The following is a 20,423-nucleotide window of genomic DNA, read 5'->3' as shown; positions in this document are numbered from 1 at the left end:
CCCCGCCCGCGAACTCTCGATCAAGCACGACGTCGACCCGAACGAGGTCGTTTCCGTGGGTGATCAGGTAGAGGCGCTCGTTCTCACCAAGGAGGACAAAGAGGGCCGCCTGATCCTTTCCAAGAAGCGCGCGCAGTACGAGCGCGCCTGGGGCACCATCGAGGCGCTCAAGGAGAAGGACGAGGCCGTCAAGGGCACCGTCATCGAGGTGGTCAAGGGTGGCCTGATCCTCGACATCGGCCTGCGTGGCTTCCTGCCTGCTTCGCTGGTCGAGATGCGCCGCGTCCGCGACCTGCAGCCGTACATCGGCAAGGAGATCGAAGCCAAGATCATCGAGCTGGACAAGAACCGCAACAACGTGGTGCTGAGCCGCCGCGCCTGGCTGGAGCAGACGCAGTCCGAGGTGCGCAGCGAGTTCCTCAACCAGCTGCAGAAGGGCACCATCCGCAAGGGCGTGGTCTCCTCGATCGTCAACTTCGGCGCGTTCGTCGACCTGGGCGGTGTGGACGGTCTGGTGCACGTGTCCGAGCTGTCCTGGAAGCACATCGACCACCCGTCCGAGGTCGTTCAGGTGGGTGACGAGGTCACCGTCGAGGTCCTCGACGTCGACATGGACCGCGAGCGGGTTTCGCTGTCGCTGAAGGCGACGCAGGAAGACCCGTGGCGCCACTTCGCCCGGACCCACGCGATCGGTCAGATCGTGCCGGGCAAGGTCACCAAGCTCGTTCCGTTCGGTGCGTTCGTTCGGGTCGAGGAGGGCATCGAGGGCCTGGTGCACATCTCGGAGCTGGCCGAGCGCCACGTCGAGGTGCCCGACCAGGTGGTTGCCGTGGGCGACGACGCGATGGTCAAGGTCATCGACATCGACCTGGAGCGCCGTCGAATCTCGTTGTCGCTCAAGCAGGCCAACGAGGACTACACCGAGGAGTTCGACCCGGCGAAGTACGGCATGGCCGACAGCTACGACGAGCAGGGCAACTACATCTTCCCCGAGGGCTTCGACGCCGAAACCAACGAATGGCTCGAAGGTTTCGACGCTCAGCGCCAGGAATGGGAAGCCCGCTACGCCGAGGCAGAGCGCCGGCACAAGATGCACACCGCGCAGATGGAGAAGTTCGCTGCTGCGGAAGCGGCCGCGCACGGTGGCGGCGACCAGGGCTCGTCCAGCAGCGGATCCTCGGAGAAGGCGGGTGGCTCACTGGCCAGCGACGCCCAACTCGCGGCCCTGCGCGAAAAGCTCGCCGGCAGCGCATAATCCCGCTCTCGGATGCTGCGTATCGGGCTGACCGGCGGCATTGGCGCCGGTAAGTCGGCGCTGTCCAAGACCTTTGCCGAGTGCGGTGGCATCATCGTCGACGGTGATGTCATCGCCCGGGAGGTGGTCGAGCCAGGAACCGAAGGCTTGGCAGCGCTGGTTGCCGAGTTCGGTGACGATATCCTGCAACCCGATGGCTCCCTTGACCGACCGGCATTGGCGGCCAAGGCTTTTCGGGACGATGAGGCGCGGGCAAAGCTGAACGGTATTGTTCATCCGTTGGTAGGCAAGCGGCGCGCGGAGATCATTGCGGCGGTGTCGCAAGATGCCGTTGTCGTCGAAGACATTCCGCTGCTGGTGGAATCCGGCATGGCGCCGTTGTTTCCGCTGGTTGTCATCGTGCATGCCCCGGTCGAACTGCGGCTGCGACGGCTCGTCGAGCAACGTGGCATGCCCGAAGAGGACGCCCGCGCCAGGATCGCGGCCCAAGCGAACGACGACCAACGCCGTGCCGTCGCCGACATCTGGCTGGACAATTCGGGTGAGTTGGGGGAGTTCGTCGAGCGGGCGCGCGACGTGTGGCACAACCGGATACTGCCGTTCTCGCACAACCTCAGCGAGCGTCAGGCCGCCCGCGCACCGGCACGGTTGGTGCCGGCCGATCCGACGTGGCCCGACCAGGCCCGGCGCATCGTCAACCGGTTGAAGACGGCCTGCGGCCACCGGGCGTTGCGGATCGACCACATCGGGTCCACCGCGCTACCGGACTTCGACGCCAAGGACGTCATCGACATCCAGATCACCGTCCAATCACTCGATGTCGCCGACGAACTCGTCGACCCGTTGCTGTCGGCCGGCTACCCGCGTCTGGAGCACATCACCCAAGACGCAGCGAAGGCCGACGCGCGCAGCACCGTGGACCGCTTCGACCACAGTGACGATCCCGCCTTGTGGCACAAGCGAGTTCACGCGTCGGCGGACCCGGGCCGACCGACGAACGTGCACATCCGGGTGGACGGCCAGCCGAATCAGCAGTTCGCCCTGTTGTTCGTCGACTGGCTCAAGGCCAACCCCGGCGTGCGTGACGACTACCTGAAGGTCAAGCGCGGCGCAGACGCCAGCGGCGCTGGCGACACCGTGCGGTATGCCACCGCCAAAGAGCCGTGGTTTTTGGACGCCTACCGGCGCGCGTGGGAGTGGGCCGACACGACGGGCTGGAAGCCCCAGCCCAAGCCTTAGCCCGGCGACGCACCGCCTGACCGCCCCCGATACCTGCTAAAACGCATCAGTTGGTGGTATTGTGCCATTGGCGACTGGCACGGTTCTGGTGTCAGCAGCAAAGGGGACGCGATGACGGTCCTGAACTTGAAAGAGACGCTGCAGACCATCCGGCGGCGTCAGTGGATGCTGAAAGATATCGACTGGGATTCTCCCGGCGCGGAACTTCTCACCGACGAGCAGAAACCCAAGTTGCGGGCGTTCATGGCCGACCTGATGTGGGTGGAGCACATCGGGGCCAGGGCGTTCGCCGGGATGGCGATCAACGCCCCCGACCCGACGCTGCGCGAGATCTACTCATACTTCCACGCCGAGGAGCAGAAGCACGCCAACGCCGAACTCGCGCTGATGAAGCGCTGGGGTCTGCTCGGCGACTCCGAGGTGCCGCTGCCGACGCTCCAGATCGCCTACGCCTTGGACATGATGGACAAGATGGCGGATCGAATGCCGTTCGAAACGTTGGCAACATCCATCCCGATGCTTGAATGTGCGCTCGACGGAGCGCTGTTGAAGTTCCTGACCGACGAGGTGCGGGATCCGTTGCTCAAAGTTGTGTTGAACAAGATCAACGCCGACGAATCTCGGCACCTAGCAGTGGGTTTCCACGTGATGGGAGAGTTGTCCGGCGCGCCGCTGCGGCGGCTGTTGGTGACCAGCTTCAAGATGGCCAACGGCTGGGGCGTCATCGGTCTGAAGCATCTGATCGCGACCCTGCCGCTATACGGCGCGATGCGCGAAGAACTGTTCGAGCTGGGGTTGGACGGATCGCGGCTGAGTCAAGCGATGGAGCGTTATCGCAAAGCGGGCGAACGAGATCCGCGGCTGCACAATAATCCACTGTACCGAATCACAAGCGCCTATTCGCGGCTGACGATGGAGCGCCATCCCGTTTGGTCGCGCGTAGAAGACCTGATGCTCGCCATCTCCGGGCGGTTTCCGCGGGATAAGTGGCCAACCCCGCCGAGTTGGTCTGACGACCTGACGTACCGGGTTGCCCAGTGACGCGGCGGGCAGGCCAGAGCCCGACGTTCACGACCCTCATCATCGGTGCCGGACTCTCGGGACTGGGGGCAGCGATCAAACTGATCCGACGCGGCATCACCGACATCGTCGTCCTCGAGCGCGCGGACGAGGTTGGCGGGACCTGGCGTGACAACACCTATCCCGGTGTGGCATGCGACGTCCCGTCCTTGCTGTATTCCTACTCGTTCGAACAGAACCCCAATTGGAGCCAGACATATTCGAGCGGCGCGGAAATTCAGCAGTACATCCAGGACGTGGTGGCCAAGCGGGGGGTGCGCAAGTACATCAGGTTCAACCAGAATGTCCGTGCCATAACGTGGGATGAGGACCAGCAGCTGTGGCTGGTCCAGACGCACACGACCACGTACCGGGCCCGTACCGTCATCGCATCGTACGGGCCGCTGGCTACGCCGGCCCTTCCTCGCATTGAGGGGATCGACACCTTCGGGGGGACGATCATCCACACCGGGCGGTGGGATCACGATTACGATTTCACGGACAAGACTGTCGCCGTGATCGGAACGGGATCGACCGCGGTGCAAGTGATCCCAGAACTGGTTCGATTGGCTGGAAAGGTGCGGGTGTTCCAACGGACTGCCGGCTGGGTGCTGCCACGGTCGAATATGCCTACGCCGCCTGGAGTTTCAGCGGTGTTCAGCCATGTTCCGTTGACGCAGAGGGCCTTTCGTTCGTTGATGCTCGGTGTATCCGAAAGTGCCGCCCTCGCGATTGTCTGGAACACGGCATTGACGACGATGCTCGAGCTGGCCGCAAAGGCCTATCTTGTTCAGGCGGTTGACGATCGATGGCTGCGCCGCAGGCTGACGCCCAACTTCCGGCCAGGCTGCAAGCGGATGCTGATCTCCAGTGACTATTATCCCGCGCTACAAGCGCCCAACTGTGAGCTCATCACCTGGCCCATTGCGCGAATCTGCGAAACCGGGATCCTGACCTGTGAGGGTATCGAGCACACGGCGGACGTCATCGTGTGCGCCACCGGCTACGAGGTGACCAAGACCGCCCCGCCGATCAAGATCGTCGGCCAGGGCGGTCGCACGCTGAACGAAGAGTGGCGCAAAGGCGCGTTCGCCTACAAGAGTGTCAACGTGGCCGGGTATCCGAACCTGTTCTTCACCTTCGGCCCCAACTCCGGGCCCGGACACACGTCCGCGCTGGTCTACATGGAGGCCGAGATCGACTACGCGGTGAAGATGATTCGCTTGATGAAGCGGCTTGGACTGACGTCGATTGCCGTGCGACCCGAAGCACAGCACGCGTATCGGCAATGGGTACAGAAAAGGCTGGTCAAGACGACGTGGAACTCCGGTGGATGCGACAGCTGGTATCTGACCGAGGACGGATTCAACGCGACGATGTTTCCCGGCTTCGCGGCCACCTTCCAAAAGCTACTCGGAGACATCGATCTTCACGACTACGTCGCTACCCGCCAGAGTTGCAAAGTAACCGCGGTTGGCTGAGTATCGGCTCGCCGAGTTGGCGCGACGATCCGGGGTTTCGTCGCGCAACATCCGCGCATACCAAGAACGTGGCTTGCTGCCGCCGCCGAAGCGCGTGGGTCGAGTGGCGATCTACGACCACAACCACCTCTGGCAACTGCAGATCATCATGCAACTGCTGGGCAAGGGCTACACCATCGCGCATATCCAGGATTTCTTTGAAGGATTCGCCAAGAACCTGGACTTGGCCGACACTCTCGGCGTTCAGGAACTAGCCGAAAAGACCGGAATGCGAAAGGCGTTCACGGCACCTTGGACGGGCACGCAAGGGACGCAGGGAACGCAACGCGCCGCAGGGCCCGGATCTGCGCAGCCTCTACGGCTGGACCCGTTGAGCGAACTGGCGCGCAACCTGGTCGGCTTCGGACTAGCGCAACGTGACGGTGACGAGGTAATGCTCGCCGATGGGGACATTGCGGCAGTGGTCGCGGACGCCAAGGACCCGTCGTTTTATCTGCGGATGCTGCTCGAGATTGCCGAAGCGACCGGTGATGCCGTGCAAAAGCTCGCCGAGACGACAATCGAGGTGCTTCGCAATCACCTCGTCGATCACTATGGCGAAGGCTGGATTCCGCCCACGGACCAGCAGCGGGACCTCGCCGACGTGATCACCGACGCTCGAGAGCTTGCCGGCCTCGCGGTCCACAAGGCCTTGAATGCGGCGTTGGCGGAGAACGCTATCCGGGCGATCGGCGAATACTTCGAAGGGATGATGACAACTCCCGCGCCTCGATCGGATGAGTAACGGCGGACGGGGGAACGGGTCACGGTAACGTCGGTTCATGCCGTTCGTCACCGACATCCTCGGACCGCGGCGGCCACTGGCCCCACCGGCTCCGCCGCTGGTCGCCGGTCGGCGGCGGCGCACCAGCACGATAGACACCCATCCTGGCGACGGGCGGGGCTCGGTGGTCGACCTGCGGGCGCGCGACGTGGACGGCGCCGACGTGCTGGCTCAGGTCCGCGTCCGCGCACATTTGGTTGATTTCGTCATCGAGGACATCACGTGCACGGCAGATGGTGGTCTTCCGCAGAACCATCTTCGGGAACTGCGAGGTTGTCGTGTCGGCGCGGGCTTCCGTTCGAAGGTCGGCAAGTTGCTTCCCGAGGAAGTGCAGCGGTCCAGCCTGCTTCATCTGCTGCTCGACGACTGGGTCGGGGCTTCGCTGGTGTCGGGATACTCGAATCAGTACACGTCGATCGTGCTGGGCGTCGAGGAGAAGCTGCCGTCCGGTGTCGCCGACCGGATTTCCGGCATCTGTGCGGGTTTCGCGCCGGAGGCGTCATTGATCGACTACGCGCGGCGCCACGATGTCATTCCGACAGGTCGCGGGCCGGTGGCGCCGCCGCTGGACGGATTGCACGACGTCGAACCGCTGCGCGCCCGAGGGATGCGCAGGTTTCGTCGGCTCGATATGTGGCCGACGGACGCCGGTTCGGCAGAGTTTGACGCCCACTTCCGCGACACGCACATGGACGACGACCTCGTGGAGACGATCGTGCACGAGTACACGGTCGCGGGCACGCTCGACACCGCGACGCGGACGATCACGTCAGTGGATGCCGAGGTGCGGGTGCTGCCTTGGCAGGAATGCCCCGGCGCGATCGGAAGTGCGGCGCGCGTAACCGGCATGAGCCTCAACGATATTCGCGATCGCGTCCGCGCCGAATTCGTCGGAACCAGCACCTGCACGCATCTCAACGACACCCTGCGCGCACTCGCCGATTTGGGCGCCCTACTGGACCTGCGCTGACAGATAGCCGCTGCGCAGGGCGACGATTTCGTCTTCGACTTGTTGGAAGTCCGGGTCGTCCGGCGCGGCCGCCTCCGACGTGGCTGCGTACGCGGCGGAAATCGATCCGTTGGCGCGATTGCGATTCGCCAAGGCAAAGCGACTAGTCATCCGGCGTCGACCCGAGCAAGATTAGGGTGACCTAACCACGAGAGGAGGCGGGTGTGCGCACCGTTCACGTCGAAACCGTCCTGCCCACCAGCGCCGATCGGGTGTGGTCGGCGATGTTGTCGCCGGCCACCTTTCTCTACGTCTGCAAAGGCTTGTTCAGCTTCCCGTTGCTAGCCGGTCGCACCGAACCGCTGCGTCCCGGCGAGCGCGGCACCGGATGGTTGTTCGCGTTCCACGTCATCCCCGCCTACCGGCACACCATCGAGGTCATCGAGGTGGACGAGAGCACCCGGACCATCCGCACCCGCGAACACGGCGGGGTGATCGATACCTGGAATCACACGCTGCATGTGGAACCGGTCAGCGAGGACTCCTGCCGCTACAGCGACACCGTCGACATCGACGCGGGAGTATTTACCGCGGTGGTCGTCGGTGTCGCGAACGGAATCTACCGGTACCGGCACCGTCGCTGGCGCAAACTGGTGCGCCGGGACATGGCGAAGTCGGCGCCCCACAACTAGGCGGACTGACACCTCGGGCACCAGAACGACGTACGTCCAGCGACTTTTCCGCGGGCCAGGCGCGCGCCACAGCGCGGGCAGCTCGGGTCCGGTTCATCGCGAGCACCGGTGAGCCAACGCGCCAGCCCGGGCACCCGTCCATGTTTCACAGCGGTACGCAGCACTCCGGTCATGGCGGCGTGCAATCGTTTTACCTCGTCGTCGTCCAGATCGGGCACCGGCCGATGCGGATTGATCTTGGCGCGCCAGCAGATTTCGTCGGTGAGCAGGTTGCCGAGCCCGGCGATCACCGACTGGTCCATCAGCGTCGGCTTCACCGCGCCGCGCCGGCCGGCCAGCAGCGCGCGAAACTGCCGTAACCCCAGGCCCAATGCGTCCGGGCCCTGTGGGCCGGTCACCTCGTCGACGTCGTCCTCGGACCTGGCCAGCCACACGCCGCGCAGTTTGCGCAAGTCCGCATAGCGCAACTCGCCGCGGTCGAGCGCTACCACCAGGCGTTCGTAGGGGAGGTGCTCGGCGCCGTCGGCCGCGTAATAAGGACGGCCCGTCATCCCGCTGTGCACCAACAGCCTCGGGCCGTCGGTCGGCAGGATCAGCCACTTGCCATGTCGCTGCGGTTCTTTGAAGCGGCGGCCGGTCAGGCTGCGGCCGAGTGCCCGCGGCGTCGTATTGCGCAGGACGGCGGGATCGCTGACCTGGACGCGCCGTACGCGACGGCCGGGGAGGGGACCCGCCAGGTCTCGTCGAAATCCTTCAACATCAGGCAGTTCAGGCATGAGATACCGCCAATCATCCGCGAGTCAGGCTCCACGGTAGCTCGGCCCAGGCATCGGTCCCGCTGCGCAACACATCACCGATTGGCGTTTGCGCTCCCGACGACGGGGTTATTCAACATGCGTACGAAAGGAAGGCAAATGTCCGTTTTGGAATGGGTTTTTATTGCCGCCTCCGTAGTGATTGTGGTCGCCGTAGTGCTAATTGCGGCGACGGTAATCCGTAGTCGCAGGAAAACCGAGCGACTCAAGCAGCATTACGGGGCGGAGTATGAGCGCCTGGTGGCGGAGACCGGAGACCACAAGGCAGCGGAGGCTGAACTCACTGCGCGGGAACGCAAGCGCCACGAGCTGGACCTCGTTCCGCTGACGCCCGCGGCGCGCTCGGAATTCACCAGTCGCTGGCACGAGGTGCAAACCAAATTCGTGGATAACCCCGCCGCTGCCGTCGGCGTCGCCGATCGTCTGGTGACCGAGGTGATGCGCGAAAGGGGTTATCCCATCGATGATTTCGACCGGCGAGCGGCCGATATCTCGGTCGACCACCCGCAGGTCGTCGACAATTATCGTGCCGCGCACGGCATTCACGTGGCCCAACAGCGACACGGTGATGTCAGCACCGAGCAACAGCGGGAGGCGTTTGTGCACTACCGGGCGCTGTTCGAAAAGTTGCTCGAGACCGACACCGACAAAGACGCAGCATAGGAGGCTGGCGCATGACCACGCACGAACATCAAACGCTGACGGATCAGCACACGGACGAGCTGAGCCAGGTGAGTGAGCCGACGAGGCCAATACCGCCGGAAGTTGACCAAAAACAGAACCAACTGCCCTCAGACGAAGCGGCCGAGGTACTCGTGGAGACGCCTGGACCACAACGCGAAACATCAACTGAGGAAACGCTGTTCGCCGAAGATGACCTCGCGGAGTTGCGCGGTCGGTGGGCCGCGGTGCAGGCAGCCTTCGTCGATGATCCGCGTGAGTGCGTAAAGAAGGCCGATGCCTTGGTCTCGGACTTGGTAGGGCAACTCACGAACAGCTTCGCCCAGGCGCGTTCGCGTCTAGAGGGTCAGTGGGCGCGCGGCGAAGAAGCCTCCACCGAGGACCTTCGACTGGCGCTGATGCACTATCGCGAATTCTTCCAGCGCTTGCTGGCAGTGTAGGAGGACGGTTGGCCCGGGCCGCGTCGGGTTGCGGCCCGGGTATGCCGTCTTTGCACCGGTCCGATCAGGTCCCTCGCCAGGTCAGGTTCATGCCGTATTCGGAAAGCCATCGGGACAGGTCGTAACCGTTACGAGCCAGACCCTCGACAGCATTGACCGCCCGTCGCACGGCCCGTTCGGCGGCTTCGGCGGTCAGCAGCCCTTGGCGCACGGCGTCGAATAGCTCATCCACATCGACCAATTCGGCCTTCTGCCCGGTGCGGACCGCGATGTCAAGGTAGTGGTCTTCGGAGTGCCAGACCGCCGGGCCGGGGCGGTACTCGCCGACATCGAGGTAGAAGTCCTGATCGCGCTCGTGGCCCGGGTTGAAGTGAAACACCGTGACGCGCAAGCCCAACGAAGGCAGCAACCACGACTCGAGGTAACGGAACTGCTCCCGACCGGGCGTCGGGCGCGCCAGGTACAGGCCCCAGGGGTGGACGACGTACTCGTCGACGGCCCGCACAATCCCTTTGGGATCGGTGTTGGTTCGGGCGACTAAGTCAAATGTCTCGTGCTTGGGCGGATGAATAAAGACACTTTACCGGCGCAACCGAATTTTCCACCGCACGAAGAGCGTGAAGAACACCGACAAGGCGGCCAGCATGCCCATGTCCAGCAGCCAGATTCTCGATGTGTGCTGCCAGAACCGGTCTTGCGGAATCAGCGAGCCGGGCACCAAGTTCCGCACGTCGACCGTCGATGCCGCCGCGGCGTACCCCCAGCGGGCCGGCACCACCGTGGACAGCTGCTCCAGCACGATGCGGTGGGTCACCGGGACCATCCCGCCGCACAGCACGAGCTGCGCCATGATCGAGACGACGAACAGCGGCATGATCTGCTCGGTGGACCGGACCAGGGCCGAAATGCCCAGCCCGAGAACGGCTGAGGTGACGCACGTCGCCGCGACGGTGAGAAACAACTCGGCGGTGGCGGCGACGCTGCCATGGCCCAGCACCAAACCCCCGCGAGTCGGTGCACTCTTGCCGACGATCACGATGGTCGTGGCTATCGCGGCCTGCAATACGGCGAAGACGCAAAACACCGCGATCTTGGCCGCCAGATAGGCCGACGTCGACAGACCCACCGCCTGCTCCCGCTGAAACACCGCCCGCTCACCGACCAAGTCCCGGATGGTCAGCGCCGTGCCCATGAACGCCGCAGACAACAGCAGCAGGTTGAGGATCTGCGCGGATTCGTCGGGAGTTCCCGCATGCTCACTGACCGCGCCAAACCCGTTGTGGCCCGGGACCGTCAGCGACAGTGCACCCAGGATGAACGGCAACACCGCCAGGAAGATGAAGTAAGCACGATCGGCGACCACCAGCCGCACCTGCCGCCGCGCGACGGTCGAGATCTGGCGCCGCAGACTGGTGTGCACCGGCTTACCCAACTCGGCGGGCGTATCCGGCTGTGGCGGAGCCTTCTTGGGCTGGTGCTGGGCCAGAAAGCGCCGGTTGGCTTCTTCGGGGTCGGCGCCCACCTGGCTGAAGATCTTGGCCCAGTTGGTCGTCCCCATTGCGTCACCGATCCGGTCCGGCGGGCCGCAGTACGCGGTCTTACCGCCCGGAGCCACCAGCAGTAACTGGTCGCAAGTATCCAGGTAGGAGAGCATGTGGGTCACGACGATCACCACCCGGCCGGCGTCGGCCAATTGGCGCAGCATCGTCATCACCTGGTGGTCCAGCGCCGGGTCCAGACCCGAAGTCGGTTCGTCGAGGATCAGCAGCGAAGGTCCCGTCAGCAACTCCAGCGCCACCGAGGCCCGCTTGCGCTGGCCGCCCGACAGCTTGTCCACCCGGGTGTCGGCGTGCTTGGTCAGGTCGAGTTCCTTGAGCACCTGGGCGACGATCCTGGCGCGGTCGGACTTGCTGGTGTCGGGCGGGAGTCGCAGTTCAGCGGCGTACCCCAGGGCCTGGTTGACCGTCAGTTGGCGGTGGACGACGTCGTCTTGCGGAACGATGCCGATCCTGCTGCGCAACGACGCGTACTCGGCGTGGATGTCGTGTCCCTCGAAGCTGACCGACCCCGACGTCGGGCGGGCGTACCCCGCGATGAGCCTGGCCAGCGTGCTCTTGCCGGCGCCCGAGCCGCCGATCACGGCCGTCAACGTTCCGGGCCTGGCCGTCAGCGAGATGCCGTCCAGGAGCTGCTTGCCGTCGACGGTGTAGTCGACGTTGCGAACCTCCAAGCCGCCGGTGCGGGCGGTGGTTTCGTCTTGTGGAGTCAGGGTGCCGTCGCCGAAGACCAGGTCGACGTTGCCGATCGTGACGACGTCGCCGTCGGACAGGATCGCCGACCCGACCCGGGTGCCGTTGACGAATGTTCCATTGATGCTTCGGTCGCGGATCTCGGTGCCGAGCGGCGTCGGCTGCAGGGTGGCGTGCTGACGCGAGGCCAACACATCTGAGACGACGATGTCGTTGTCGTTGGCGCGGCCGATGGTCAGGGCGCCGGTCGCCCTGGCCGACGAGGATCCCCGCTGCGTGAGGACGTTCACCATCCGGGTCGCCAGGCCGGACATGTCGGCCGACCTGGCGTCGACCACGGTCAATTCGCCCCGATCCGATCCCACGTTGACCGTCGTGACCTCTTCGGGAGGTGGTGGCGGTGGCACTCGTCGACGCTCCGGACGCCGAGGTACCCGGGGAGGTGGCACGGCATGGACAGGTCCGCGGGCAGCCGGCGGGCGGGGGGTCGGCGCGGGCGTCGGTGGCGCAGTCACCGACCAGGCCAGGGTCGGAGGGCCGCTGTCGTGGATCGACCGGGCCTGTGCGACGGGTGGTCGGGTCGGCCCGCGCTGCTGCCCGACCTCGAACGTCAGCCGCGGCCCCGCCGGATTTCCCACATTGATGCTCTGCCCGTCGTGAATATCGACGACGGGCATCCGATAGCCGTTGACGTACGTACCGTTCAACGAGCCGTTGTCGATTGCCACCCAACGGCCCTGATCGAAGCGCAGGACAAGGTGCGCGCGGGAGATGCGCGGGTCGGGGATGCGCAGGTCGGCGTGCAGATCTCTGCCGATGATCACCTCATACCCTGGGGCGAAGGATATTTGCGACCCTTCATGTCGGATCGTCAACGCAGGCGCGGGTGGGGCGGGTCGACTCACCAGAACAGTATTGACCCAGACTCTGAGTGAGTTCTGTGTGTTACAGCTGTGAGTCCGCTATGTCTCGGCTCGGCGACTCATAGCTCCTGCACAGCTGATAGCGGCACCGCCGCACCCATTCTTCGGCATGATCAAGACTGCATGGGTATGTCTGCAGGGCCGAGCAGACAACACTGAGGCTCGGCATGCATTGACGGTGGCTTTCATGACTTCGAACTTCGGGCTGGTGTCCCGGCAAAAGGCGCGGCCGGCATCTGGGCAGCGCTTGTAGTGAGAGGAGGGGAACGGCAGATGGACGACCGCAACGGCGCCAACCGGCGTGCCCACCCTGGACGGCGGCTGGCGGTAAACCCGCGCTCGGCGCGCGCCGCGTGGCGCGAACGCTTCCCGTCGTTGTCCTCGACCACCCTCGCGCACGTTCTTCGCCGTGTCCCGCGGGAACACCCGTCGCACAGTGCGGAACCGCCGCGTGACTCGCAGCGCTGCGCTCCCGAGCAGGACCAGGCGGTACGCCTGGACTTGTCTCGCGGCGCATCGTTCGCGGGGTACACCATCCTGCGCCCATTGGGCGCCGGAGGAATGGCCGAGGTCTATCTCGCCCTGCACCCACGGTTGCCGCGCAGAGACGTCATCAAAGTCCTCGCCGAGGCAATCACAGCCGACAGCGACTTCCGCAAGAGGTTCAATCGCGAGGCCGATCTGGCCGCGACGCTTTGGCACCCGCACATCGTCGGAGTACACGACCGCGGCGAATTCAACGGCCAACTTTGGATCGCGATGGACTACGTGGAGGGCACCGACGCGTCCAGGCTGCTCAAGGAGAGCTACCCGGAAGGGATGTCGGCGGATGAGGTGTGCGCCATCCTCACCGCCGTGGCCGGAGCCCTCGACTACGCCCACGATCGCGGACTGCTGCACCGCGACGTCAAACCTGCGAACATTCTGCTGACTCATCCCGAGCATGGCGAGCGGCGAATCTTGCTGGCGGACTTCGGAGTTGCGCGCCACCTGGGCGACATCAGCGGTATCACCCAGACCAATGTCGCGGTCGGCACCGTCGCCTACGCCGCGCCCGAACAGTTGACGGGTCTGAATATCGATGGCCGGGCTGACCAATACGCTTTGGCAGCCACCGCTTTTCACCTGTTGACCGGCGCGCCCCCGTTTCAACACCCCAACTCGGTCGCGGTGATCGGCCGGCATCTTCACGACGAGCCGCCACTACTGAGCGACCGGCGCCCGGATTTGGCGGTTCTCGACGAGGTGTTCTGCCGGGCGCTGGCCAAAGATCCCGAAGCGAGATTTGAAAGGTGCCGGGCATTCGCCGCCGCGTTCCGCGAAAAGTTAGGCGACGCGGGCGACGACGCCGCCGAGAGCCGTGCGCCGGCCGGAGCCGAAAAGCGAGGTGTACTCGGGACGCTCGGTCACATGGTTTCGTCCAGGACCAGGATCGCGGCCGCCCTTGTTTGCGCGGTGCTGGTCGCGGTGGCCGCTACATGGTCGATCGTGTACTCGTTTGAACCCGACAGCGCCAGCACGCCGCAGCCGAAGCCGGCGCTGGCCGTCAACCCGGCGGCCCCGCAGGCACCCCCCACTCCGGCGCCGGTCGCCGCTTCGGGCATGCGTGTCCTGAACGGCATCTATCGGCTGGACTACAACCGGTCCAAGAAAACCAGCAATGGACTGGGCATCCGGCACGACGGCTCCAGCACCGACTGGTGGGCGTTTCACTCCCTGTGCACCACCAACGGGTGCGCGGCCACCGGCATACAACTGGACGACACCAACCATCAAGTGGTGGCAACGGCGGGCGGCGGTCAGACCGATACGCTGCGCTTCGTCGCCGGTTACTGGCAGGGCACACCGCAGCAGGAACGGGTCGGTTGCCGCCAACAGAACGCCCCCGCACGAGCCACCCAGCAGGAGACGGTGTCCTGGTCGTTGGCGCCTCAGTCCGACGGCACGCTACGCGGCGTGGAGACGGAAACCGTGCTCAGCAACGAATGCGGCGCCCAAGGCGCGGTGCTGCGGGTTCCCGTGGTTGCCACCCGGGTTGGGGACGTACCACCAGGTCTGACGTGGGCGGATCCGGCGCAGGTCCTCAGCGCCCCGGCCACGCCGACCGCCAGGCCGTCACCGCCTGTTCTTGGTGGCGCGTGCACGGACGTCGACAAGCTCAGCTACGACCAGACCAGCAACGAGCAGGTGGTGTGCGAAGGCGGCACGTGGAGCAAGGCGCCCATCACGACTGGGGTGCACGCCGTCGGCAGTTCCTGCGACCGCCCGGACATCGCGGTGTTCGCGATGTCAGCCTCCAACGACGGCTACCTGATCGAATGCAACCCGATCACCCGGGTGTGGGACCGGCACCTGGGGTAGTGCCCAGCACGCTCGAGGAATAAAGACTGTCAGTGGCTCGCTCTACCCTGGTGCTATGGCTTTCGCCACCGAACACCCAGTAGTTGCCCACTCCGAATACCGCGCCGTCGACGAGGTCGTGCGGACCGGCGGCCGCTTCGAGGTGGTCAGCCCGCACGCTCCCGCCGGGGACCAGCCTGCCGCCATCGACGAACTAGAGCGCCGCATCAGGTCGGGGGAGCGCGACGTAGTCCTGCTCGGTGCCACCGGCACCGGCAAGTCCGCGACCACCGCATGGCTCATCGAACGCCTGCAGCGGCCCACCCTGGTGATGGCGCCGAACAAGACGCTGGCCGCCCAGCTCGCGAATGAACTGCGAGAGATGTTGCCGTACAACGCGGTCGAGTACTTCGTGTCGTACTACGACTACTACCAGCCCGAGGCGTACATCGCGCAGACCGACACCTATATCGAGAAGGACAGCTCGATCAACGACGATGTGGAGCGGCTGCGGCACTCCGCGACGTCGTCCCTGCTGTCCCGACGGGACGTGGTCGTGGTGGCGTCGGTGTCCTGCATCTACGGCCTGGGCACCCCGCAGTCCTACCTGGACCGCTCCGTCGAGCTGCAAGTGGGCGCCGAAGTCCCGCGGGACGGGCTGCTTCGCCTGCTGGTCGACGTGCAGTACACCCGCAATGACCTGTCCTTCACCCGTGGCTCGTTCCGCGTCCGCGGGGACACGGTGGAGATCATCCCGTCCTACGAGGAACTGGCCGTCCGCATCGAGTTCTTCGGCGACGAGATCGAGGCGCTGTACTACCTGCACCCGCTCACCGGTGAGGTGATTCGCCAGGTCGACTCGCTGCGGATCTTCCCGGCCACCCACTACGTGGCCGGTCCCGAGCGCATGGCACAGGCGATCTCGTCCATCGAGCAGGAGCTGGCTGAACGCCTGGCCGAGCTCGAGGGCCAGGGCAAGTTGCTCGAGGCGCAGCGGCTCCGGATGCGCACCAACTACGACATCGAGATGATGCGCCAGGTCGGGTTCTGCTCGGGCATCGAGAACTACTCCCGCCACATCGACGGCCGGGGTCCCGGCTCGCCGCCGGCGACCCTGCTCGACTACTTCCCGGAGGACTTCCTGCTGGTCATCGACGAGTCGCACGTCACCGTGCCGCAGATCGGCGGCATGTACGAGGGCGATATGTCGCGCAAGCGCAATCTCGTCGAGTACGGGTTCCGGTTGCCGTCGGCCGTCGACAACCGGCCCCTGACTTGGGAGGAGTTCGCCGACCGGATCGGGCAGACCGTCTACCTGTCGGCCACGCCGGGACCGTACGAGCTCAGCCAGACGGGTGGTGAGTTCGTCGAGCAGGTGATTCGGCCGACCGGTCTGGTGGACCCGAAGGTCGTCGTCAAACCGACCAAGGGGCAGATCGACGACCTGATTGGGGAGATCCGCAAACGCACCGAGGCCGACGCGCGGGTACTGGTCACGACGCTGACCAAGAAGATGGCCGAAGACCTCACCGACTACCTGCTCGAGATGGGTATTCGGGTGCGCTACCTGCACTCCGAGGTCGACACGTTGCGCCGGGTCGAGTTGCTGCGTCAGCTCCGGCTCGGCGAGTACGACGTGCTGGTCGGCATCAACCTGCTGCGCGAGGGATTGGACCTGCCCGAGGTGTCGCTGGTGGCGATCCTGGACGCCGACAAAGAGGGTTTCCTGCGGTCCACTCGCAGCCTGATCCAGACGATTGGCCGCGCTGCCCGCAACGTGTCCGGCGAAGTGCACATGTACGCCGACAAGATCACCGACTCGATGAAGGAAGCGATCGACGAAACCGAACGCCGGCGGGCCAAACAGATCGCCTACAACGAGGCCAATGGGATCGATCCGCAGCCCCTGCGCAAGAAGATCGCCGACATCCTCGACCAGGTCTATCGCGAGGCGGACGACACCGAAGCGGTAGAAATCGGCGGGTCCGGCCGCAACGCGTCCCGCGGACGGCGCGCCCAGGGCGCCCCTGGCGGCCGGGTGGTCAGTGCCGGCGTCATCGAGGGCCGCGACACCACCAACATGCCGCGCGCCGAGTTGGCCGACCTGATCAAGGACCTCACCGAGCAGATGATGGCCGCCGCGCGTGACCTGCAATTTGAGCTGGCCGCCCGATTCCGCGACGAAATCGCCGACCTCAAGAAGGAACTGCGCGGAATGGACGCTGCCGGCTTGAAGTGACGGAAACGGCGAGCGATACCGGCAGTTGGCGTGAGCTGCTCGGCCAGCATCTGGGAACATCCACGGTGCTGGCGGGTGGTGTCGCGATGTACGCCACCAACGAGTTCCTGACCATCAGCCTGCTGCCGAGCTCGATCGCCGAAATCGGCGGCAGCCGCCTCTATGCCTGGGTGACGACCCTGTATCTGGTCGGTTCCGTCGTCGCCGCGACCACCGTCAACGCCGTGCTGCGACGCTTCGGCGCGCGTTCGTCTTTTCTGCTGGGTCTGTTTGTATTCGGGACGGCCAGCCTGGTGTGCGGGGCCGCGCCGAGCATGGAGGTGCTGATCGCGGGGCGCACACTGCAGGGCGTCGCCGGCGGGTTGTTGGCCGGCCTGGGCTACGCGCTGATCAACGCGGCACTACCGCGCTCACTCTGGACCAGGGGCTCGGCGTTGGTGTCGGCGATGTGGGGCGTCGCGACGGTGGTGGGCCCCGCCATAGGTGGCCTCTTCGCACAACTCGGGTTGTGGCGGTGGGCATTTGCCGCGATGGCCCTGTTGACGGTGCTCATGGCGACCCTGGTGCCGCTGGTGCTGACCGGAGGCCGGGTCGTCACCGGCGACAAACTCTCGGATGCTCCCGCACTCAAGGTGCCAGTGTGGACGCTTTTGCTCATGGGCGGGGCAGCGCTGGCGGTGAGCGTCGCGCAGATCCCGCATAACTCCGCGGCCACCGCCGGGCTGCTTGCCGTCGGCCTCGCGTTGATCGGCACTGCGGTCGTCGTCGACCGACGCAGCGACCCTGCGGTGTTGCCGCCCAGCGTCTTTGGCTCCGGGCCGCTCAAATGGGTCTACCTGACCATGGCGGTCCAGATGATGGCGGTCATGGTCGACACCTATGTTCCGCTGTTCGGCCAGCGGCTGGGTCATCTCACCCCGGTCGCCGCCGGATTTCTCGGCGCATCGCTGGCCATCGGCTGGACGTTCAGCGAGATCGTCAGCGCATCATTGAACAGTCGCCGCGTCATCGGCTACGTCGTCTTGACGGCACCGCTGGTCATGGCGGCCGGACTTGGGCTCACCGCCGTCACGCAACGCGGCAACGCGCCGATCGAACTCGTCGTGCTCTGGACCCTCGGCTTGTTGGTGGCCGGGACCGGCATCGGCATGGCCTGGCCGCACCTCTCGGTACGCGCCATGGAAAGCGTTGACGACCCCGCGGAGGGCGGCGCCGCCGCCGCGGCCATCAACACGGTGCAGGTGATCTCGGCGGCCTTTGGCGCGGGGATTGCGGGCGTCGTGGTCAACACGACCAGGGGCGGCGAGGTCGCCGAAGCACGGTGGTTGTACGTCGTATTCACCGTGTTAGCCGCCGTCGGCGTCATCGCCTCCTCCCGGGCGACCCGCCGCGACCGGCTTTCAGCGCGTTGACTTGACCACCTGGGCACGGTTGAACTGCCAGCGCTCGACGATGTGGAACCCAAGGTAGCTCGGGAACTGGTAGACGGGGGCGCGCCCGAAAGCCGAACCTGGCGGCAACTTCTGGCCCACCTGATGCTCCGGCAGCGACTTATCCCGGTTGGTGATCGTCCACAGCGTGGAGCACTTGTTGATCTTGGCCGTCGTCAGCCAAACGGCCACGTGTCCGTCCCACAGCGCACCCACCTTGGGGCCGTAGAAGCCGCGTTCGACGTCGATCAGCGACCGGAATGAGTCCGGCCGCGTGGCCAGCAACGCGCGGATCGGTCCCGGGCGCCACGGCACGGTGTTGTCGACCAGCAGACAGTCCCCGGGAGCCGCATGCGCGCTGATGAGATCAGCCACCTGGCTGTAGTCCCAGCCCTCCTTGGCGTAGGGCCCGCGCTGGTTGAAGTAGTAATTGGGAAACGCCGCGGCGGCGAAAAGGGCCAGGACCACAGCGATTCCGGCTCGTGGCCACGGTTTGCGGGTGACGGTCACGACGCAGATCGCCAAGACGACGGCCGCCCCAGGCGAGGTCTGGATCAGGTACCGGGGGAAGTAGATCGGTTCGAAGAGCGCCGAATAGATCAGGACGATGGCAGTCGGAATGACGACCCACGCCACCGCGGCCAGCAACAGCCGGCGGCCGTCCGGGGTGCTCGTCCGTACCGAGCGTGTCGCAATGGCGGTGCCGATGGCGGCGAGCACCACTACCCCCGCCAGGATCGCGAACGGAACGCTGTAGTCGAAATACTGGCGGTGAACGACGTCGAGGAAGACGCTGCGGTGCAGCCCTTTGATCCACGCGACCTGGAAGATCTGCCCGTGGGCGAACAACACGAACGGCGTCATCGTCCCGAGCGCGACCGCGCAGCTGACAGCCCACCGAATGGCCGGCGATTTCCGAGATCCGGCGGGCGCGACCAGCGGCAGCAGGGCGCCATGAAACGGCACCAGTAGTCCCAGGTTGATGCTGATCAGGATCGACACCATCAGCAGCAGCGCGTAGCTCACCCACAGGCGCGGCCGGTTGCGCCGTACCGCGGCGATGAACAACACCGTCAACCAGGCCGCAGCGGTCACCGACAGCGCTGAGGAACGGGCCTCGATCCCGGCCCAGGTGATCCGGGGCAGGATGGCGAAAATCACCCCCGCGCACAGCGCGAGGGTCCGGGCGGATTCCGGCGGCGCCAACTGCTTGGCGAAGACCACAACGGCGGCCGCGGCCGCACCTACGGCCAGGGCACTGGGCGCCCGCGACCAGAACTCCGTCGGCGGGAAAATCGCGAACCACCCGTGCATCACCAGGTAGTAGAGGCCGTGCACCGCGTCGATGTGGCTCAGGAGCTTCCAGAGCTCCGGCAAGGTCCTGCTCGCCGCCGCCGAGATCGTTGCTCCCTCGTCGTACCAAAACGAGGGCCTGCCGGCCCACGCGCCGCTGATCAGCGTGGCCAGCACAGCAACTGCGAACGGGTCCAGCAGCCGGCCGCGCTGTGGCGACCGGGCGGACGCGCCCGTCTGCGCCGGTCCGGAGGCCGACTCCGGCTGCGCAAGGATCTCGGTCGACATGATGCTTGTCACCTTATTGTTTCCGCGGTGATCCTGATCGCCGCCGATATCCGGGGGCCCGTGGCGACCCTTTGGCGCGATATTGGGTCGGCCATGTGGGCGCTCCCGAAAAGCCCTGCACAGCAAAGCTTTCCGGGTCGGGCATGGCGACTTGAGCGTGCTGTCATCGGGCATATTGTCGGTTGGGCGCGCGCCACCCGGCAAATGCAGGGCGATTCAGGGTTGCG

The 20,423-nt window shown here is 65.5% G+C and carries 16 protein-coding genes and 3 pseudogenes; 12 read left to right on the top strand and 7 right to left on the bottom strand.

Annotation, left to right across the window (positions count from 1 at the left end):
• The 6 genes from rpsA to BST27_RS09195 all read left to right on the top strand — a co-directional run.
• Positions 1–1,255, top strand: a 1,255-nt coding sequence (rpsA, locus tag BST27_RS09220; protein ID WP_083148442.1) for a 30S ribosomal protein S1, incomplete at its 5' end; no start/stop codon positions are given.
• 12 nt (positions 1,256–1,267) lie between these two features.
• Entirely contained in the window at positions 1,268–2,494 is a 1,227-nt protein-coding gene (gene coaE / locus BST27_RS09215; protein ID WP_069417121.1) for a dephospho-CoA kinase, read from the top strand.
• Between the two features lie 111 nt (positions 2,495–2,605).
• Positions 2,606–3,535 (top strand): hypothetical protein, encoded by a 930-nt coding sequence (locus BST27_RS09210; protein ID WP_069417122.1) that lies wholly within the window; start codon positions 2,606–2,608, stop codon positions 3,533–3,535.
• Complete coding sequence (locus BST27_RS09205) at positions 3,532–5,034, top strand: flavin-containing monooxygenase (protein ID WP_069417123.1); 1,503 nt, start codon at positions 3,532–3,534, stop codon at positions 5,032–5,034. The genes BST27_RS09210 and BST27_RS09205 overlap by 4 nt, the downstream gene beginning before the upstream one ends.
• A complete protein-coding gene (locus tag BST27_RS09200) occupies positions 5,027–5,818 on the top strand; it encodes a MerR family transcriptional regulator (RefSeq protein WP_069417124.1) in 792 nt (263 codons plus the stop codon). Before BST27_RS09205 ends, BST27_RS09200 begins: the two co-directional genes overlap by 8 nt.
• Before the next feature lie 37 nt (positions 5,819–5,855).
• Positions 5,856–6,827, top strand: a complete 972-nt coding sequence (locus BST27_RS09195; protein WP_069417125.1) for a DUF2889 domain-containing protein — start codon at positions 5,856–5,858, stop codon at positions 6,825–6,827.
• On the opposite strand, the gene BST27_RS32340 is transcribed toward BST27_RS09195, so the two are convergent.
• On the bottom strand, positions 6,810–6,977 hold the full coding sequence (locus BST27_RS32340; protein ID WP_156789242.1) for a hypothetical protein: 168 nt from the start codon (positions 6,975–6,977) through the stop codon (positions 6,810–6,812). The two genes, BST27_RS09195 and BST27_RS32340, sit on opposite strands and share 18 nt — an antisense overlap.
• A gap of 53 nt (positions 6,978–7,030) precedes the next feature.
• On the opposite strand from BST27_RS32340, the gene BST27_RS09190 reads away from it, so the two are divergent.
• The gene (locus BST27_RS09190) at positions 7,031–7,498 is read left to right on the top strand and encodes an SRPBCC family protein (RefSeq protein WP_069417126.1); all 468 of its coding nucleotides are present in this window, start codon (positions 7,031–7,033) and stop codon (positions 7,496–7,498) included.
• Here the strand turns inward: BST27_RS09190 and BST27_RS09185 are convergent.
• The gene (locus BST27_RS09185; protein WP_069417127.1) at positions 7,495–8,274 is read right to left on the bottom strand and encodes an Fpg/Nei family DNA glycosylase; all 780 of its coding nucleotides are present in this window, start codon (positions 8,272–8,274) and stop codon (positions 7,495–7,497) included. The genes BST27_RS09190 and BST27_RS09185 overlap by 4 nt on opposite strands.
• Before the next feature lie 138 nt (positions 8,275–8,412).
• Between BST27_RS09185 and BST27_RS09180 the strand changes: the two genes are divergently transcribed.
• Together BST27_RS09180 and BST27_RS09175 are read left to right on the top strand one after the other, a co-directional pair.
• Positions 8,413–8,976 (top strand): hypothetical protein, encoded by a 564-nt coding sequence (locus BST27_RS09180; RefSeq protein ID WP_069417128.1) that lies wholly within the window; start codon positions 8,413–8,415, stop codon positions 8,974–8,976.
• 11 nt (positions 8,977–8,987) lie between these two features.
• Positions 8,988–9,434: a hypothetical protein gene (locus tag BST27_RS09175; RefSeq protein ID WP_069417129.1), complete on the top strand. Its 447-nt coding sequence runs from the start codon at positions 8,988–8,990 to the stop codon at positions 9,432–9,434.
• Between the two features lie 64 nt (positions 9,435–9,498).
• Here BST27_RS09175 and BST27_RS09170 read toward each other — a convergent pair whose 3' ends face one another.
• The 4 genes and pseudogenes from BST27_RS09170 to BST27_RS34990 all read right to left on the bottom strand — a co-directional run.
• On the bottom strand, positions 9,499–9,939 hold the full coding sequence (locus BST27_RS09170) for a ribonuclease FAU-1 family protein (protein WP_069417130.1): 441 nt from the start codon (positions 9,937–9,939) through the stop codon (positions 9,499–9,501).
• A gap of 75 nt (positions 9,940–10,014) precedes the next feature.
• Positions 10,015–10,824 (bottom strand): annotated as a pseudogene (locus BST27_RS35000) (ABC transporter permease); the annotation flags it as partial.
• A gap of 276 nt (positions 10,825–11,100) precedes the next feature.
• Positions 11,101–11,598: pseudogene (locus BST27_RS34995) on the bottom strand (ABC transporter ATP-binding protein); the annotation flags it as partial.
• Positions 11,599–11,724: 126 nt separating this feature from the next.
• Positions 11,725–12,507: pseudogene (locus tag BST27_RS34990) on the bottom strand (FHA domain-containing protein); the annotation flags it as partial.
• A gap of 372 nt (positions 12,508–12,879) precedes the next feature.
• Here BST27_RS34990 and BST27_RS09160 point away from each other — a divergent pair.
• Genes BST27_RS09160 through BST27_RS09150 form a run of 3 tightly spaced genes read left to right on the top strand, consistent with a single transcriptional unit; the run spans position 12,880 to position 18,597 of the window.
• Positions 12,880–14,967 carry a serine/threonine-protein kinase gene (locus BST27_RS09160; protein WP_069417132.1) on the top strand — a complete coding sequence of 696 codons (2,088 nt, stop codon included), beginning with the start codon at positions 12,880–12,882 and terminating at the stop codon, positions 14,965–14,967.
• Between the two features lie 55 nt (positions 14,968–15,022).
• On the top strand, positions 15,023–17,185 hold the full coding sequence (gene uvrB / locus BST27_RS09155) for an excinuclease ABC subunit UvrB (protein ID WP_069417133.1): 2,163 nt from the start codon (positions 15,023–15,025) through the stop codon (positions 17,183–17,185).
• On the top strand, positions 17,182–18,597 hold the full coding sequence (locus BST27_RS09150; protein WP_069417134.1) for an MFS transporter: 1,416 nt from the start codon (positions 17,182–17,184) through the stop codon (positions 18,595–18,597). Before uvrB ends, BST27_RS09150 begins: the two co-directional genes overlap by 4 nt.
• Here the strand turns inward: BST27_RS09150 and BST27_RS09145 are convergent.
• A complete protein-coding gene (locus BST27_RS09145; protein ID WP_372515541.1) occupies positions 18,586–20,370 on the bottom strand; it encodes a mannosyltransferase in 1,785 nt (594 codons plus the stop codon). The genes BST27_RS09150 and BST27_RS09145 overlap by 12 nt on opposite strands.
• Between the last annotated feature and the right edge of the window lie 53 nt (positions 20,371–20,423).

Source organism: Mycobacterium intermedium (genome assembly GCF_002086275.1).
GTDB classification, from domain to species: Bacteria; Actinomycetota; Actinomycetes; order Mycobacteriales; family Mycobacteriaceae; genus Mycobacterium; species Mycobacterium intermedium.
This window is presented reverse-complemented; position numbering and strand designations above follow the sequence as displayed.